This is a genomic window from Enterobacter sp. R-25 (genome assembly GCF_049913205.1).
Taxonomy (GTDB): Bacteria; Pseudomonadota; Gammaproteobacteria; order Enterobacterales; family Enterobacteriaceae; genus Enterobacter; species Enterobacter ludwigii.
In genome coordinates, this window is record NZ_CP183982.1 from 646,492 (window position 1) to 662,422 (window position 15,931).

General features: G+C 54.7%; 16 protein-coding genes and 1 other annotated feature. Of the genes, 13 read left to right on the top strand and 3 right to left on the bottom strand.

What is annotated here, in order from left to right; translation table 11 throughout:
* The first annotated feature begins 49 nt into the window (after window positions 1-49).
* The 4 genes from creA to creD are packed head-to-tail and all read left to right on the top strand — an operon-like array spanning window position 50 to window position 4,057.
* A complete protein-coding gene (creA, locus tag ACN9MQ_RS03100; protein ID WP_014168552.1) occupies window positions 50-520 on the top strand; it encodes a protein CreA in 471 nt (156 codons plus the stop codon).
* Between the two features lie 14 nt (window positions 521-534).
* Window positions 535-1,224 carry a two-component system response regulator CreB gene (gene creB / locus ACN9MQ_RS03105; protein WP_044857571.1) on the top strand — a complete coding sequence of 230 codons (690 nt, stop codon included), beginning with the start codon at window positions 535-537 and terminating at the stop codon, window positions 1,222-1,224.
* Entirely contained in the window at window positions 1,224-2,648 is a 1,425-nt protein-coding gene (creC, locus tag ACN9MQ_RS03110) for a two-component system sensor histidine kinase CreC (protein ID WP_059306845.1), read from the top strand. The genes creB and creC overlap by 1 nt, the downstream gene beginning before the upstream one ends.
* 56 nt (window positions 2,649-2,704) lie before the next feature.
* A complete protein-coding gene (gene creD, locus ACN9MQ_RS03115; protein WP_196087625.1) occupies window positions 2,705-4,057 on the top strand; it encodes a cell envelope integrity protein CreD in 1,353 nt (450 codons plus the stop codon).
* Window positions 4,058-4,101: 44 nt separating this feature from the next.
* Here creD and arcA read toward each other — a convergent pair whose 3' ends face one another.
* The gene (gene arcA / locus ACN9MQ_RS03120) at window positions 4,102-4,818 is read right to left on the bottom strand and encodes a two-component system response regulator ArcA (RefSeq protein ID WP_003856501.1); all 717 of its coding nucleotides are present in this window, start codon (window positions 4,816-4,818) and stop codon (window positions 4,102-4,104) included.
* Between the two features lie 95 nt (window positions 4,819-4,913).
* Here arcA and yjjY point away from each other — a divergent pair, with 95 nt between their 5' ends.
* The 7 genes from yjjY to ACN9MQ_RS03155 all read left to right on the top strand — a co-directional run bounded on the left by yjjY (window position 4,914) and on the right by ACN9MQ_RS03155 (window position 11,695).
* On the top strand, window positions 4,914-5,054 hold the full coding sequence (yjjY, locus tag ACN9MQ_RS03125) for a protein YjjY (protein WP_001541509.1): 141 nt from the start codon (window positions 4,914-4,916) through the stop codon (window positions 5,052-5,054).
* A 399-nt stretch (window positions 5,055-5,453) separates the two neighbouring features.
* Complete coding sequence (locus ACN9MQ_RS03130; protein ID WP_047356959.1) at window positions 5,454-6,140, top strand: tRNA/rRNA methyltransferase; 687 nt, start codon at window positions 5,454-5,456, stop codon at window positions 6,138-6,140.
* Window positions 6,141-6,351: 211 nt separating this feature from the next.
* Entirely contained in the window at window positions 6,352-6,420 is a 69-nt protein-coding gene (gene thrL / locus ACN9MQ_RS03135) for a thr operon leader peptide (RefSeq protein ID WP_015572623.1), read from the top strand.
* Window positions 6,359-6,476 (top strand) — a sequence feature (Thr leader region). (Overlaps the previous gene by 62 nt.)
* Window positions 6,477-6,500: 24 nt before the next feature.
* The gene (gene thrA / locus ACN9MQ_RS03140; RefSeq protein ID WP_251884382.1) at window positions 6,501-8,963 is read left to right on the top strand and encodes a bifunctional aspartate kinase/homoserine dehydrogenase I; all 2,463 of its coding nucleotides are present in this window, start codon (window positions 6,501-6,503) and stop codon (window positions 8,961-8,963) included.
* A gap of 1 nt (window position 8,964) precedes the next feature.
* Window positions 8,965-9,894 carry a homoserine kinase gene (gene thrB / locus ACN9MQ_RS03145; protein WP_014168558.1) on the top strand — a complete coding sequence of 310 codons (930 nt, stop codon included), beginning with the start codon at window positions 8,965-8,967 and terminating at the stop codon, window positions 9,892-9,894.
* 3 nt (window positions 9,895-9,897) lie between these two features.
* Entirely contained in the window at window positions 9,898-11,184 is a 1,287-nt protein-coding gene (thrC, locus tag ACN9MQ_RS03150; RefSeq protein ID WP_032679598.1) for a threonine synthase, read from the top strand.
* A gap of 211 nt (window positions 11,185-11,395) precedes the next feature.
* Window positions 11,396-11,695 carry a DUF2502 domain-containing protein gene (locus ACN9MQ_RS03155; protein WP_020882537.1) on the top strand — a complete coding sequence of 100 codons (300 nt, stop codon included), beginning with the start codon at window positions 11,396-11,398 and terminating at the stop codon, window positions 11,693-11,695.
* 31 nt (window positions 11,696-11,726) lie between these two features.
* Here ACN9MQ_RS03155 and yaaA read toward each other — a convergent pair whose 3' ends face one another.
* Together yaaA and ACN9MQ_RS03165 are read right to left on the bottom strand one after the other, a co-directional pair.
* A complete protein-coding gene (gene yaaA, locus ACN9MQ_RS03160; RefSeq protein ID WP_049023053.1) occupies window positions 11,727-12,500 on the bottom strand; it encodes a peroxide stress protein YaaA in 774 nt (257 codons plus the stop codon).
* Window positions 12,501-12,566: 66 nt separating this feature from the next.
* Window positions 12,567-13,997, bottom strand: coding sequence for an alanine/glycine:cation symporter family protein (locus ACN9MQ_RS03165; protein ID WP_049023054.1), 1,431 nt, complete (start codon window positions 13,995-13,997; stop codon window positions 12,567-12,569).
* A gap of 262 nt (window positions 13,998-14,259) precedes the next feature.
* Between ACN9MQ_RS03165 and tal the strand changes: the two genes are divergently transcribed.
* Window positions 14,260-15,213 (top strand): transaldolase, encoded by a 954-nt coding sequence (tal, locus tag ACN9MQ_RS03170; protein WP_014168563.1) that lies wholly within the window; start codon window positions 14,260-14,262, stop codon window positions 15,211-15,213.
* A gap of 111 nt (window positions 15,214-15,324) precedes the next feature.
* On the top strand, window positions 15,325-15,912 hold the full coding sequence (mog, locus tag ACN9MQ_RS03175; protein ID WP_251884381.1) for a molybdopterin adenylyltransferase: 588 nt from the start codon (window positions 15,325-15,327) through the stop codon (window positions 15,910-15,912).
* The last annotated feature ends 19 nt before the right edge of the window (window positions 15,913-15,931 follow it).

The window sequence follows — 15,931 nt, forward strand, 5'->3', positions numbered from 1 at the left end:
CTACAGTGTTGAATAATCGCTCAGCGTAATTCTTAAAAATGGTAACAATATGAAATACAAGACTTTGATCTTCACTGCCCTGATGTTGACGGTGGGGCACGCCGCGCAGGCGGAACAGATTGGTTCTGTCGATACCGTTTTCAAAGTGTTCGGCCCGGACCACAAGATTGTGGTGGAGGCGTTTGACGATCCGGACGTGAAAAACGTCACCTGCTACGTTAGTCGGGCGAAAACCGGGGGCATTAAAGGCGGGCTTGGGCTGGCTGAAGATACCTCCGATGCGGCAATCTCCTGCCAGCAGGTCGGTCCTGTGGAGCTGAGTGACAAAATCAAAAACGGCAAAGCGCAGGGCGACGTTGTTTTCCAGAAACGGACCTCGCTGGTGTTTAAAAAGCTGCAGGTGGTGCGTTTTTATGACGCCAAACGCAACACGCTCGCCTATCTGGCCTATTCCGACAAAGTGGTTGAAGGCTCACCGAAAAACGCCATCAGCGCCGTGCCGATCATGCCATGGCACTAATTCAGGGATGAATCATGCAGCAACCTCTGGTCTGGCTGGTTGAGGACGAAATCAGTATCGCCGACACGCTACTCTACATGCTTCAGCAGGAGGGGTTTGCGGTGAAGGCTTTCGGGCGTGGGTTACCGGTACTGGAAGAGGCGCGGCGGCAGGTCCCCGCGCTGGCGATTCTGGATGTCGGGTTGCCTGACATCAGCGGCTTTGAACTCTGCCGTCAGCTTCTGGCGCAGCATCCGTCACTGCCGATCCTGTTTCTGACGGCGCGAAGTGACGAGGTGGATAAGCTGCTCGGACTGGAGATGGGCGCGGATGATTATGTCGCTAAACCCTTCTCCCCGCGTGAAGTCTGTGCCCGGGTGAGGACTATTCTACGGCGGTTACAAAAATCCACCGCCCCCACCGAGATCGTGCGTATCGGGCAGTTTGAACTGAATGAACCCGCCGCCAGAATCAGCTGGTATGGGGAGCCTTTACCGCTCACGCGCTACGAATTCCTGCTGCTCAAAACATTGCTGCAGGCGCCGGGCAGGGTCTTTTCTCGCCAGCAGCTTATGGACAAAGTGTGGGGCGAAGACGGCGATAGCTTCGATCGTACCGTGGATACGCATATCAAAACCTTGCGCGCCAAGCTGCGCGCGGTCAATGACGGGCTTTCGCCCATCAGTACCCATCGCGGGATGGGTTACAGTCTGGGGCTTTATTAATGCGTATTGGCATGCGTCTGCTGCTGGGCTATTTCCTGATTGTCGCTATCGCCGCGTGGTTTGTGCTGTCTATCTTCGTGCAGGAGGTCAAGCCCGGCGTGCGCAGAGCCACCGAAGGCACGCTGATTGACACCGCGACCCTGCTGGCGGAAGTGGGGCGAGACGACCTGCTCGCAGGCGATCCGCAGCAGGGCCAGCTGGCTCAGGCCTTTTCACGGCTCCATCAGCGGCCGTTTCGCGCCAACATTGGCGGCATTCATAAAGTCCGCAACGAGTACCACGTCTACATGACCGATGCCACGGGCAAGGTGGTGTTTGATTCGGCGGGCCTGGCGGTAGGAAAAGACTACTCCCGCTGGAATGACGTCTGGCTGACGCTTCGCGGGGAATATGGCGCGCGCAGCACCCAGAGCAACCCTGACGATCCGGAAAGTACGGTGATGTATGTTGCCGCACCGGTAATGGACAGGGGCAACATTATCGGCGTGCTGTCGGTCGGAAAACCTAACAGCGCCATGGCACCGGTTATTCACCGTAGCGAGCGGCGGATCCTGTGGGCGGGTGGGGCGCTGCTCGGCATTGCCCTGCTGATTGGTCTGCTGGTGGCGGGATGGATCAATCGTTCCATTGGCAGATTGTCGCGCTACGCCGATGCGGTGACCACGGACACGCCTCTCCCGCTGCCTAACCCCGGCAGCAGTGAGCTACGAAAGCTGGCGCAGGCGCTGGAAAATATGCGCATTCGCCTCGAGGGTAAGAATTACATTGAGCATTATGTGCATGCGCTTACTCACGAACTCAAAAGCCCGCTGGCGGCGATCCGCGGCGCGGCAGAGATCCTTAATGAGCAGCCGCCGCCGGCGGTGGCCGCGCGGTTTATCGATAATATTCTGGTGCAAAACGCGCGTATGCAGTCGCTGGTGGAAAAACTGCTCTCTCAGGCGCGTCTTGAAAACCGGGTAGAGATAGAGCCGGTGAGCGTGAGTATCAGCACGCTGTTTTCACGGCTTGCGGATTCACGCTCCGCCGTTATCACGGCGAAAAATATCATCCTGACCTGCCAGCCCACGTCGCTGCAGGTGCAGGGCGACCCCGAGCTGCTTGAACAGGCGCTGGGCAATTTGCTGGATAACGCCATCGATTTTACTCCACAGGGCGGGACGCTTCAGCTGGCTGCCGAGGAGACGCCAACCGAGATTCGGCTTACCGTAAGCGACAGCGGAAGCGGGATCCCGGACTATGCCATGGCGCGTATTTTTGAACGTTTTTACTCGCTCCCTCGCGAGAACGGGTTGAAAAGCAGCGGGCTGGGTCTGGCATTCGTGCAGGAGGTGGCGCGTCTGCATCAGGGGGACATTGCTCTGCATAACCAGCCAGAAGGCGGCGTGAAAGCCACGCTGACACTTCACCGTCACTTCACATAACTTCAAACTGGCCCCACATAGCCCCGGTACGCTCTCCACATCACAAAGGAGACGTAATGATGAAATCACCCCTGTTCTGGAAAGTAAGCACCCTGCTGGGGTGCATTCTGCTGTTATTAGTCCCGCTCTTTATGGTCAGTAACCTGATTTCGGAGCGTGAGAGCTACCGTAACGATGTTGAACACTCGCTTCGCCAAAGCACCAGCGGGCCGCAAAAGCTGGTAGGACCGCTGATTGCCATTCCTGTCACCGAGGTTTTTTACAAACTAGAAGATGAAAAAAAGGTCGAATACAAAAAAAGCTACCTGCACTTTATCCTGCCGGAATCTCTGCTCGTTGAGGGAAATCAGCGCGTGGAGTCCAGAAGCATCGGTATCTATGACGGACAAATCTGGAACACCGATCTCAAAATAAAAGCGCAGTTTTCGACGGAGAAAATGGCGCAGCTGAAGGGCGAAACCATGACGCTGGGGCAACCATTCCTGGTGATTGGCGTGGGTGATGCCCGGGGCATTGGTACGGTGAAGGTCGCAAAAATCAACGGTGAGGCGCTCAGCGTAGAACCGGGAACCGGCGTGTATGGCACACTTGCCGGTATTCATATTCCGCTGAGTGATAAAGCCCTTGAGCCGAAAACGCTCGCCCTTGATATGTCGTTTAACCTGGCGGGGACGGGCAGTTTTGCGGTGGTGCCTGTCGGGCGTAATAGCGAAATGACGCTGAGCAGTAACTGGCCGCACCCGGGATTTATGGGATACTACTTGCCTGTTAAGCATCAGATTAGCGAGTCTGGTTTCCAGGCAAACTGGCAGAGCAGTTGGTTTGCTAACAACATGCAAAGCTGGTTCGCTGAGGGCGAGTCACCGGAGTGGAGTTCTATCCCGGCCTTTAGCGTGACGGTTGCCACGCCAGCGGATCAGTACCAACTAACAGACCGCGCGATCAAGTACGCTATTTTACTGATTGCCCTGACGTTTATGGCCTTCTTCGTGTTCGAAACCCTCACCGGATTGCGTCTGCACCCAATGCAGTATCTGCTGGTGGGGTTGTCGCTGGTCCTCTTCTATCTCGTCTTACTTGCCCTGTCTGAGCATGTCGGGTTTACGCCGGCCTGGATTATGGCAAGCCTTGTCGGCGCGATGATGAATGGTGTGTACCTGCAGGCGGTACTGAAAAGCTGGAGGCGAAGCGGGGTGTTTATTCTGGCGCTGCTGGGGCTGGATGTCGTGATGTGGTTCCTGCTGCGTTCTGAGGACAGCGCGTTGCTGCTGGGAGCTGCCGTACTGGCGATGGCACTGTTTGCAGTCATGTACCTGACGCGTCACCTTGACTGGTATTCACTCTCTCAGCCGAAGCGTCCTGTCCCCCCCGTTGAATCTGATGCGGATACGATGCGAGTCTGGAAATAAAAAACGGCGCGAAAGCGCCGTTTTTTTTTACTTCAGTTGCCGGATTACTCCTGCAGGTCGCCGCAGAAACGATAACCTTCACCGTGAATAGTGGCGATAATTTCCGGCGTATCAGGCGTAGATTCGAAATGTTTACGGATACGACGGATGGTCACGTCTACGGTACGGTCGTGCGGCTTCAGCTCACGGCCGGTCATTTTCTTCAGCAGTTCTGCACGGGACTGAATTTTGCCCGGATTTTCACAGAAGTGCAGCATCGCGCGGAATTCACTGCGCGGCAGTTTATACTGCTCACCGTTCGGGCTAATCAGTGAACGGCTATTGATATCAAGTTCCCAGCCGTTGAACTTGTAGCTGTCTACGCTACGACGCTCTTCGCTGACCGTGCCCAGGTTCATGGTGCGGGACAGCAGGTTGCGTGCACGAATGGTTAACTCGCGTGGATTAAACGGTTTAGTGATGTAGTCATCCGCACCGATTTCCAGGCCAAGGATTTTATCAACTTCGTTATCACGGCCTGTCAGGAACATTAACGCGACATTCGCCTGTTCACGCAGTTCGCGCGCCAGAAGAAGGCCGTTTTTGCCCGGCAGGTTGATATCCATGATCACCAGGTTGATATCATTTTCAGAAAGGATCTGATGCATCTCTGCGCCATCGGTCGCTTCAAAGACATCGTAGCCTTCTGCTTCGAAAATGCTCTTTAACGTGTTGCGTGTTACCAACTCGTCTTCAACGATAAGAATGTGCGGGGTCTGCATGTTTGCTACCTAAATTGCCAACTAAATCGAAACAGGAAGTACAAAAGTCCCTGACCTGCCTGATGCATGTCGCAAATTAACATGACCGGCCTAACGTGACTAAAGTACGTAATTGCGTTCTTGATGCACTTTCCATCAACGTCAACAACATCATTAGCTTGGTCGTGGGTACTTTCCCTTTGGACCCGACAGTGTCAAAAACGGCTGTCATCCTAACCATTTTAACAGCAACATAACAGGCTAAGTGACACCAGACACCCAATAAAACTACGCTTCGTTGACATATATCAAGTTCAATTGTAGCACGTTAACAGTTTGATGAAATCATCGTAGCCGAATGCTAGCCTTTGTCACAATTTTTCAATAAACCAACTAGTTGCGTACCTTGATTTATAAACGATACGAATCCAATCAGAAAAGAGTATTCATGAGGTCATTACCATTATAAAACATAAGGATAATAGCCTTCTGTTAACATTCTAACTGATTGTTCAGCCACAAAATAGTTTAGCGTTTTTAATTTGTTCTGAAACGCTATTTCGGTGATTTGTGTTGCATTTTTGTAAATTCGCGCCGCGTAATATGTTGAAGTGCATCACATTTTTACCCGCTAACTGATTAAAAAGAGAGCATAAATGCATCTGTCGATTGTACTGGTCGCCCCAGCCAGAGCCGAAAATATAGGCGCTGCGGCGCGTGCCATGAAGACCATGGGGTTTACCGATCTTCGCATCGTGGACAGCCAGGCGCACCTCGAGCCCGCGGCCCGTTGGGTGGCGCACGGTTCAGGGGATATTCTCGATAATATAACCACTTACGACACGCTCGCCGCTGCGCTGCACGACATTTCTTTTACCGTGGCGACCACGGCACGCAGCCGGGCAAAGTTCCACTATTACGCCACGCCGGCGGAACTGGTGCCGATGTTAACGGAGAAAAGCCAGTGGCTGACGAAGGCCGCGCTGGTCTTTGGGCGGGAAGATTCCGGTCTGACGAACGAGGAGCTGGCGTTGGCGGACGTCCTGACCGGTGCGCCGATGGTGGCGGATTATCCGTCGCTGAATTTAGGCCAGGCGGTAATGGTGTATTGCTATCAATTAGCCTCCCTAATACAAATTCCTCAACTCCAGGCTGAAGGGGCAGATGAAAACCAGCTGGCCGCGCTGCGCGCTCGCGTTGACCATCTGTTATTACAACTCGGTGTAGCGGAAGATCAAAAAATGGCGGACTGGTTGCATCAGCGACTTGGGCGTCTTGAGCAGCGAGACACGGCAATGTTGCACCGTTTGCTGCATGATATTGAAAAAAAATTGGCCGAGTAAAATGCTGTCATAAGTTTTTACTATGGCGTATCCGTCTGTCTGGGTGGGGTGCGTCTGGGGGAATCGGATGAAAATAAATCTGCAAGCAGCGGGACGTGAGAGCGTCCCGAATTGTGATCAAATTAAAAATTCATTGACTTAAGGTGCCCAATCCTTTAACCCTAAAAGAATACAGCACAGACAGATAATAATGACAGAGTACACAACATCCATGAAACGCATCAGCATCACCACCATTACAACAACCATCATCATTACCACAGGAAATGATGCGGGCTGACGCGTACAGGAAAAACAGAAAAAAGCCCGCACCCAAACAGTGCGGGCTTTTTTTTCGGCTAAAGGAAACGAGGTAGAACCATGCGAGTGTTGAAGTTCGGCGGTACATCAGTGGCAAATGCAGAACGTTTTCTGCGTGTTGCCGATATCCTGGAGAGCAACGCCAGGCAGGGGCAGGTCGCGACCGTGCTCTCTGCCCCGGCAAAAATCACCAACCACCTGGTGGCGATGATTGAAAAGACCATCGGTGGCCAGGATGCACTCCCGAACTTGAGCGACGCCGAGCGTATCTTCGCTGAGCTGCTGCAGGGACTGGCGGAGGCGCAGCCGGGTTTCCCGCTCGCACAGCTGAAATCCTTTGTTGAGCAAGAGTTCGCCCAAATCAAACACGTGCTGCACGGTATCAGCCTTTTAGGTCAGTGCCCGGACAGCATCAACGCGGCGTTAATCTGCCGTGGTGAAAAATTGTCGATTGCCATCATGGCGGGCCTGCTGGAAGCGCGTGGCCACAATGTGTCGGTTATCGATCCCGTTGAAAAACTGCTGGCAGTGGGCCACTACCTCGAATCTACCGTTGATATAGCCGAATCAACCCGTCGTATTGCCGCGAGCAAAATTCCGTCTGACCATATGATCCTGATGGCGGGTTTCACCGCCGGAAACGAGAAGGGTGAACTTGTCGTACTGGGCCGTAACGGCTCCGACTACTCTGCTGCCGTGCTGGCAGCCTGTTTACGCGCCGACTGTTGTGAGATCTGGACTGACGTCGACGGTGTATACACCTGCGATCCGCGCCAGGTGCCGGACGCCAGGCTGCTGAAGTCGATGTCATACCAGGAAGCGATGGAGCTTTCCTACTTCGGCGCTAAAGTCCTTCACCCTCGCACCATCTCTCCCATTGCCCAGTTCCAGATCCCTTGCCTGATTAAAAACACCGGTAACCCGCAAGCGCCAGGCACGCTGATTGGTGCCAGTACCGATGAAGACGGCCTGCCGGTGAAAGGCATTTCTAACCTGAACAATATGGCCATGTTCAGCGTTTCCGGCCCGGGAATGAAAGGCATGGTCGGTATGGCGGCCCGCGTTTTCGCGGCCATGTCCCGCAACGGTATCTCGGTTGTGCTGATCACTCAGTCCTCTTCTGAATACAGCATCAGCTTCTGCGTACCGCAGGGGGATTGCCTGCGCGCCCGTCGTGCGCTGGAAGAAGAGTTTTACCTTGAGCTGAAAGAAGAGCTGCTGGAGCCGCTTTCTATCCAGGAACGCCTGGCGGTTATCTCGGTGGTGGGCGACGGTATGCGTACGCTGCGCGGTATCTCGGCCAAATTCTTTGCCGCGCTGGCCAGGGCCAACATCAACATTGTGGCCATTGCCCAGGGATCATCTGAGCGTTCAATCTCGGTGGTCGTTGACAACGACGATGCGACAACCGGCGTTCGCGTGGTTCATCAGATGCTGTTCAACACCGATCAGGTGATTGAGCTGTTCCTGATTGGCGTGGGCGGTGTGGGTGGCGCGCTGCTGGAGCAGGTGAAGCGTCAGCAGGAGTGGTTGAAGAAAAAGCACATTGATCTGCGCGTGTGCGGTATCGCGAACTCAAAAGCGCTGCTGACCAACGTTCATGGTCTGAACCTGGAAAACTGGCAGACTGAGCTGAATGATGCCAAAGAGCCCTTTAATCTGGGCCGGTTAATCCGTCTGGTGAAAGAGTATCACCTGCTTAACCCGGTCATTGTCGATTGTACCTCGAACCAGGCGGTGGCCGATCAGTACGCCGATTTCCTGCGCGAAGGTTTCCACGTGGTGACGCCAAACAAAAAGGCCAACACCTCGTCGATGGATTACTATCACCAGCTGCGTCTGGCGGCGAGCAAGTCACGGCGTAAGTTCCTCTACGACACCAACGTGGGCGCGGGCCTGCCGGTGATCGAGAACCTGCAAAACCTGCTGAACGCGGGGGATGAACTGCAGCGTTTCTCCGGCATTCTTTCCGGCTCGCTGTCGTTTATCTTCGGCAAGCTGGATGAGGGCATGAGCCTGTCGGAAGCAACCCGTGCCGCGCGTGAACTGGGGTACACCGAGCCGGATCCGCGAGACGATCTCTCCGGTATGGATGTGGCGCGTAAGTTGCTCATACTGGTGCGTGAAACGGGCCGTGAGCTGGAGCTTTCCGATATCGTGATTGAGCCTGTTCTGCCTGCCGGGTTTGACGACAGCGGTGACGTGAACACCTTTATGGCCAATTTAGCGCAGCTAGACGACGCCTTTGCCGTACGCGTTGCGAAAGCCCGTGATGAAGGTAAGGTATTGCGCTATGTTGGCAATATTGAAGACGATGGTATGTGCCGCGTGAAGATTGCTGAAGTGGATGGCAACGACCCGCTGTTCAAAGTAAAAAACGGCGAAAACGCCCTCGCGTTTTACAGCCACTATTATCAGCCACTGCCGCTGGTGCTTCGCGGCTATGGCGCAGGGAATGATGTTACCGCGGCGGGTGTATTTGCCGATTTGCTGCGTACCCTGTCATGGAAGTTAGGAGTTTAACATGGTGAAAGTTTATGCCCCGGCTTCCAGCGCCAATATGAGCGTCGGATTTGATGTGCTGGGTGCGGCGGTGACGCCGGTGGATGGTTCGCTGCTGGGCGATACGGTAACGGTTGAAGCGGCAGAGAGCTTTAGCCTGAATAACGTGGGCCGCTTCGCCAGCAAACTGCCGACAGACCCGCGCGAGAATATCGTTTATCAGTGCTGGGAGCGGTTCTGTCAGGAGATTGGCAAAAATGTGCCGGTCGCCATGACGCTGGAAAAAAGTATGCCGATTGGCTCTGGTCTGGGTTCCAGCGCTTGCTCCGTGGTCGCCGGGCTGGTGGCCATGAATGAGCACTGCGGCAAGCCGCTGAATAATAACCGTCTGCTCGGGTTAATGGGCGAGCTGGAAGGGCGCATCTCCGGCAGCATTCATTATGACAACGTCGCCCCCTGCTTCCTCGGCGGTATGCAACTGATGATTGAAGAAAATGGCATCATCAGCCAGCAGGTGCCAGGGTTTGATGAGTGGCTGTGGGTGCTGGCCTATCCCGGCATTAAGGTATCTACTGCTGAAGCGCGTGCGATCCTGCCTGCGCAGTATCGTCGTCAGGACTGTATCGCTCACGGACGTCATCTGGCCGGCTTTATTCACGCCTGCTACACCCGTCAGCCGCAGCTGGCAGCAAAATTAATGAAAGACGTTATCGCCGAGCCGTACCGCACTAAGCTGTTGCCTGGCTTTAACGAGGCGCGACAGGCGTCAATGGATACCGGCGCACTGGCGTGCGGTATCTCCGGCTCCGGCCCGACGCTGTTCGCCCTGTGCGATAAGCCAGACACGGCGCAGCGCGTGGCGGACTGGCTCTCTAAACACTACCTGCAAAATCAGGAAGGCTTTGTTCATATTTGCCGTCTGGACACGGCTGGCGCACGAGTACTGGGATAACGAATGAAACTCTACAACCTTAAAGATCATAACGAGCAGGTCAGCTTCGCGCAGGCAGTGACTCAGGGACTGGGCAAAAATCAGGGGCTGTTCTTCCCCCATGACCTGCCGGAATTTCAGCTGACCGACATTGATGAACTGCTGAAGCAGGACTTTGTCACCCGCAGCACTAAAATCCTCTCTGCCTTTATCGGCGATGAAATCCCGCAGGAGCTGCTGGAAGAGCGCGTGCGTGCAGCGTTCGCTTTCCCGGCACCGGTTAAGCAGGTTGAGCCGGATGTCGGCTGCCTTGAGCTGTTCCACGGTCCAACCCTGGCGTTTAAAGACTTCGGTGGCCGCTTTATGGCGCAGATGCTGACCCACATCAGCGGCGACAAACCGGTAACGATTCTGACGGCGACCTCCGGCGATACCGGTGCGGCCGTTGCCCATGCGTTCTATGGTCTGAAGAACGTTCGCGTGGTGATCCTCTACCCGAAAGGCAAAATCAGTCCGCTGCAGGAAAAACTGTTCTGTACGCTCGGGGGCAACATTGAAACCGTGGCGATTGACGGCGATTTCGATGCCTGTCAGGCGCTGGTCAAGCAGGCCTTCGATGATGAAGAGCTGAAAGTGGCGCTGGGTCTGAACTCGGCGAACTCCATTAACATCAGCCGTCTGCTGGCGCAGATCTGCTACTACTTCGAAGCGGTTGCACAGCTGCCACAGGAGGCGCGCAATCAGCTGGTCGTCTCCGTACCAAGCGGCAACTTTGGTGACCTGACGGCGGGCCTGCTGGCGAAATCGCTCGGCCTGCCGGTAAAACGCTTTATCGCCGCCACCAACGCCAACGACACCGTGCCGCGCTTCCTGAAAGACGGTAAATGGGCACCGAACGCCACGCAGGCGACGCTTTCGAATGCGATGGACGTAAGCCAGCCGAACAACTGGCCGCGTGTGGAAGAGCTGTTCCGCCGTAAGGTCTGGCGTCTGGGCGATCTGGGTTACGCCGCGGTGACGGATGAGACCACCAAAGCCACTATGCGTGAGCTGAAAGCGGCGGGGTACACCTCTGAACCGCATGCGGCGATCGCTTACCGTGCGCTGCGCGATCAGCTGAATCCGGGGGAGTATGGCCTGTTCCTGGGAACGGCTCATCCGGCGAAGTTCAAAGAGAGCGTGGAAGTGATTCTGGGTGAAACGCTGCCGCTGCCAAAAGAGCTGGCCGAGCGTGCGGACCTGCCGCTGCTTTCGCATGAACTGCCCGCGGATTTCGCCGCGCTGCGTAAGTTGATGATGACGCGCGGATAACGGTTCTGTCCTCCTATGCAGGCCGGGTAAGGTGAAACTTACCCGGCTTTTTTTATGGAGAAATTAAGGAGAAAAATAGCAGTAAAAAAGCAGAAATTCCCAATAAATGCGGTCACTTAGCGATTAGGATTGCAGAGAATAACATCCCCCGTCCTCCTCACGTATTCTCCTTACATCGGCCCACATCGGGTAAATGAATAAGGAGTCACCTATGTCTAAACTGAAACCTGCTCTGCTGGTGCTTTCAATGATGCTGGTCGCTCCGATGGCGGTTCAGGCCTCTGAAATCACCCTCGTCCCTGCGGTAAAACTGCAGATTGGCGATCAGGATAATCGTGGTCACTACTGGGATGGTGGTCGCTGGCGCGACCATGACTGGTGGAAGGCTCACTATGACTGGCGCGATAATCACTGGCGCCCACATGACGAGCATCACGATCGTCATCATGATGACCACCATCACGATCGTCACGACGACCCGCGTCCTGGCCCGGACTGGAAACACCATTAATGCAAAACCCCGCCATCTGGCGGGGTTTGTTTTACTGCTCGTGGCGCTTAAACACCAGTTCGCCTTTTCCCGACGCTTCTTCATCGAAGAAGTAGCCTTCGCTGTTGAAGCCGGTCAGTTGCTCCGGCTTCGTCAGGCGGTTCTGAATGATGTAGCGGCTCATCAGCCCACGCGCTTTTTTGGCGTAGAAGCTGATGACCTTGAACTTGCCGTTTTTCTCATCGAGGAAAACGGGCTTGATAATTTCCGCATCCAGCTTTTTCGGCTTCACCGATTTATAGTATTCATCGGAGGCCAGATTGATCACCACATTATCGCCCTGAGCACGCAGCGCAGCGTTCAGTTTGTCGGTGATGATATCGCCCCAGAAATGGTACAGATCTTTGCCTCTAGGGTTTTCCAGGCGGATACCCATCTCCAGACGATATGGCTGCATCAGGTCCAACGGGCGCAGCACGCCGTACAGACCTGACAACATGCGCAGATGCTGCTGGGCGAAGTCGAAATCGGCTTCGCTAAAATCTTCCGCCTGCAGGCCGGTATACACATCACCTTTAAACGCCAGAAGCGCCTGGCGGGCGTTGTTCAGCGTGAAGTCCGGGTGCCACTCGTGGAAACGGGTCGCGTTAAGATCCGCCAGTTTGTCGCTGATGCTCATCAGCGAGGCAATTTGTGGCGCAGAGAGCTTACGCGCGACGTGAATCAGCTGTTGCGAATAGTCCAGCAGTTCAGGCTGGGTATAGCGCTCGGTGGCGAGCGGGCTCTGGTAATCGAGCGTTTTAGCAGGTGAAATCAGAATCAGCATATCCAGTCCTTGCAGGAAATTTAGAGCGACTTTAGCAAAAAATCGCCCTCAATTGATCGATAGCTGTTATTGCCGTGGCAAATCATCCCAGGTGCCGGGCGCAATTTGCGCCTGGATGTCGGGATAGCGCGAGGCATCAAAGATCGGCGGTACGCCCAGTTTGCGCTGACGAAGATAGTCCCGTGCGATAAGCGTAACCACGGGTGAGAGCAGCAGGATCGCCGTCAGGTTAGTGATGGCCATGAGCGCCATAAAGACATCCGCCAGTTGCCAGACCAGCGGCATGCTGAGCAGCGAACCTGCTAACACCATCAGTATCACCCCGAGGCGCAGCAGCGTGATCATACGGCGGGAGTCCACTTTCAGGAAAATAAGGTTATTTTCGGCGTAGAGGTAATTCACAACAATCGAGCTGAAGGCGAATAACAGCAGGATGAGCGAGACAAACCCGGCTCCCCAGCCACCCGTCAGACTCACCAGTGCCTGCTGAAGCAGTTGTATGCCGGCTGTTTCCGATGAGTGAGGTACCGGGCCAGCCAGCAGCAGGATCATGGCGCTGGCGGAACAGATAATAATGGTGTCCGTAAAAACGCCAATCATCTGAACAATGCCTTGTGCCGCCGGGTGGGGCGGCCAGGACGCGGCGGCGGCTGCGGCATTGGGCGTTGATCCCATACCGGCTTCATTGGAGAACATTCCGCGCTGAAAGCCCGACATCAGCGCCTGGCTGAACGTATAGCCCAGTGCGCCCGATGCCGCCTCGCGCCAGCCAAATGCGCTTTTGAAGATGGTTGCAATCACTTCCGGCACCTGCTCGATATGCCGTGCGGCGACGAACAGGCTGGCGGCAACCCACAGCAGCGCCATGACAGGCACCAGCCACTGCATCAGGCGGGCGACACCTTTTAGGCCGGTCGAAATGGTCAGCAGGATACAGAGGGCTAAAACAAGCCCGGTGATCCACTCCGGACACGCAAAGGCATAGCGCAAGGCATGGGCAACAGAATTCGCCTGAACGGTATTGAAAATCAGACCGTACGCGAGCAGTAAAAACAGCGAAAACAGCACGCCCATCCAGCGCATTCCTAAGCCACGCGCCATGTACCAGGCCGGGCCGCCGCGAAACTGTCCGTTTTTATCTTTTTCTTTGTAGAGTTGGGCGAGGGCGCTCTCGGCAAAGGAGGTGGCCATCCCGATAAGCGCCGTGACCCACATCCAGAAAACGGCGCCCGGGCCACCGGCGCTGATGGCCAGTGCCACCCCCGCCATATTACCGCTGCCGAGGCGTGCGGCAATGCTGGTGCAGAGGGCCTGGAAAGAGGTTAATCCGCCCGGCTGGGGCGTGACGCTGTTTTTCAGACTTCTGCCAAATTTGCGAATATAACGAAACTGGATAAACCCGCTGCGTAGCGTAAACCAAATACCTGCACCCAGCAGCAGGTATATCATTATCGAACCCCAAAGGACTTCATTAATAAAGAAAAGGAAATCAGGCATTAACGTCCCTCTTGTTGATGCCAAAATGAATATGTAAGCGCTACCACTGATTGGACATGCTGTTACTTAGCAGCCTGTTAATATTCTGAGTTTATCATACTCTGTCTAAGCGCACTGTCTGCGGTTGCGCTACCCCTCCGTCGTGTTATCATCAGGGCAGACCGGTTACATCCCCCTAACAAGTAAACCTGTCATTTTTCCGCTGCAGGCATGCTGTCGGTAGCGTGAATTATCCAGGGCACGTTAAAAGAGAAACACTATCATGACGGATAAATTGACCTCCCTTCGTCAGTTCACCACTGTCGTAGCTGACACCGGAGATATCGCGGCAATGAAGCTGTACCAGCCGCAGGATGCCACCACCAACCCTTCTCTGATCCTTAACGCCGCACAGATCCCTGAGTATCGCAAACTGATTGACGACGCAGTGACCTGGGCGAAAGCACAGAGCAACGACCGCGCGCAGCAGGTTGTTGATGCCACTGATAAACTGGCCGTGAACATTGGTCTGGAAATTCTGAAACTGGTTCCTGGCCGCATCTCTACCGAAGTTGACGCACGTCTCTCCTACGACACCGAAGCGTCTATCGCCAAAGCAAAACGTCTGATCAAAATGTACAACGATGCCGGCATCAGCAATGACCGCATCCTGATCAAACTGGCGTCGACCTGGCAGGGTATTCGTGCAGCTGAACAGCTGGAAAAAGACGGTATCAACTGTAACCTGACGCTGCTGTTCTCCTTCGCACAGGCGCGTGCATGTGCGGAAGCCGGCGTATACCTGATTTCTCCATTCGTTGGCCGTATTCTGGACTGGTACAAAGCCAACACGGATAAGAAAGAGTACGCGGCATCTGAAGATCCAGGCGTCGTTTCCGTGACCGAAATCTACGAATACTACAAACAGCACGGTTATGAGACTGTGGTGATGGGCGCAAGCTTCCGTAACGTAGGTGAAATCATCGAACTGGCTGGCTGTGACCGCCTGACCATCGCCCCGGCACTGCTGAAAGAGCTGGCTGAAAGCGAAGGTGCTATCGAGCGTAAACTATCCTACACCGGTGAAGTGAAAGCGCGTCCGGAGCGCATCACTGAATCTGAGTTCCTGTGGCAGCATAACCAGGATCCAATGGCTGTAGATAAACTGGCGGACGGTATCCGTAAGTTTGCTATCGACCAGGAAAAACTGGAAAAAATGATCGGCGACCTGCTGTAATCATTCTGCGTGACCGGGTTCCCGGTCACGCTACTTCTTTCGTACTCTGTCTGAATTTCCCCTCTGCGTGTATCATTCCCTTTAATCAGTACTTTTTTGAATGGAATGGATATGAATACCTTACGCATCGGCTTAGTGTCGATTTCTGACCGCGCCTCCAGCGGTGTTTATCAGGATAAAGGCATCCCCGCGCTGGAAGAATGGCTGGGCAGTGCGTTGACAACCCCCTTTGAGATCCAGACCCGCCTGATCCCTGACGAACAGCCAATTATCGAACAGACACTCTGTGAGCTGGTGGATGAGATGAGCTGCCACCTGGTATTGACCACGGGAGGCACCGGACCTGCGCGTCGGGACGTCACTCCGGATGCCACGCTGGCGGTTGCCGATCGTGAGATGCCTGGCTTCGGTGAGCAGATGCGCCAGATCAGTCTACACTTTGTCCCGACGGCGATCCTCTCCCGTCAGGTCGGGGTGATCCGCAAGCAGGCATTGATTCTGAATTTGCCGGGCCAGCCGAAGTCCATCAAAGAGACGCTTGAAGGACTGAAAGCGGAAGATGGCAGCGTGATCGTGCACGGGATTTTTGCAAGTGTACCGTATTGTATACAGTTGCTTGACGGCCCGTATGTGGAGACCGATGAGAAAGTGGTAGCAGCTTTTCGTCCGAAAAACGCCCATCGCGAGACAATCTCCTGAAATTAATCAATATGTGACA

Bases quoted from the DNA above. Each gene is read 5' to 3' on its own strand.
- creA (WP_014168552.1), top strand. From the start codon at position 50: ATGAAATACAAGACTTTGATCTTCACTGCCCTGATGTTGACGGTGGGG.
- creB (WP_044857571.1), top strand. From the start codon at position 535: ATGCAGCAACCTCTGGTCTGGCTGGTTGAGGACGAAATCAGTATCGCC.
- creC (WP_059306845.1), top strand. From the start codon at position 1,224: ATGCGTATTGGCATGCGTCTGCTGCTGGGCTATTTCCTGATTGTCGCT.
- creD (WP_196087625.1), top strand. From the start codon at position 2,705: ATGATGAAATCACCCCTGTTCTGGAAAGTAAGCACCCTGCTGGGGTGC.
- arcA (WP_003856501.1), bottom strand. From the start codon at position 4,818: ATGCAGACCCCGCACATTCTTATCGTTGAAGACGAGTTGGTAACACGC.
- ACN9MQ_RS03130 (WP_047356959.1), top strand. From the start codon at position 5,454: ATGCATCTGTCGATTGTACTGGTCGCCCCAGCCAGAGCCGAAAATATA.
- thrA (WP_251884382.1), top strand. From the start codon at position 6,501: ATGCGAGTGTTGAAGTTCGGCGGTACATCAGTGGCAAATGCAGAACGT.
- thrB (WP_014168558.1), top strand. From the start codon at position 8,965: ATGGTGAAAGTTTATGCCCCGGCTTCCAGCGCCAATATGAGCGTCGGA.
- thrC (WP_032679598.1), top strand. From the start codon at position 9,898: ATGAAACTCTACAACCTTAAAGATCATAACGAGCAGGTCAGCTTCGCG.
- ACN9MQ_RS03155 (WP_020882537.1), top strand. From the start codon at position 11,396: ATGTCTAAACTGAAACCTGCTCTGCTGGTGCTTTCAATGATGCTGGTC.
- yaaA (WP_049023053.1), bottom strand. From the start codon at position 12,500: ATGCTGATTCTGATTTCACCTGCTAAAACGCTCGATTACCAGAGCCCG.
- ACN9MQ_RS03165 (WP_049023054.1), bottom strand. From the start codon at position 13,997: ATGCCTGATTTCCTTTTCTTTATTAATGAAGTCCTTTGGGGTTCGATA.
- tal (WP_014168563.1), top strand. From the start codon at position 14,260: ATGACGGATAAATTGACCTCCCTTCGTCAGTTCACCACTGTCGTAGCT.
- mog (WP_251884381.1), top strand. From the start codon at position 15,325: ATGAATACCTTACGCATCGGCTTAGTGTCGATTTCTGACCGCGCCTCC.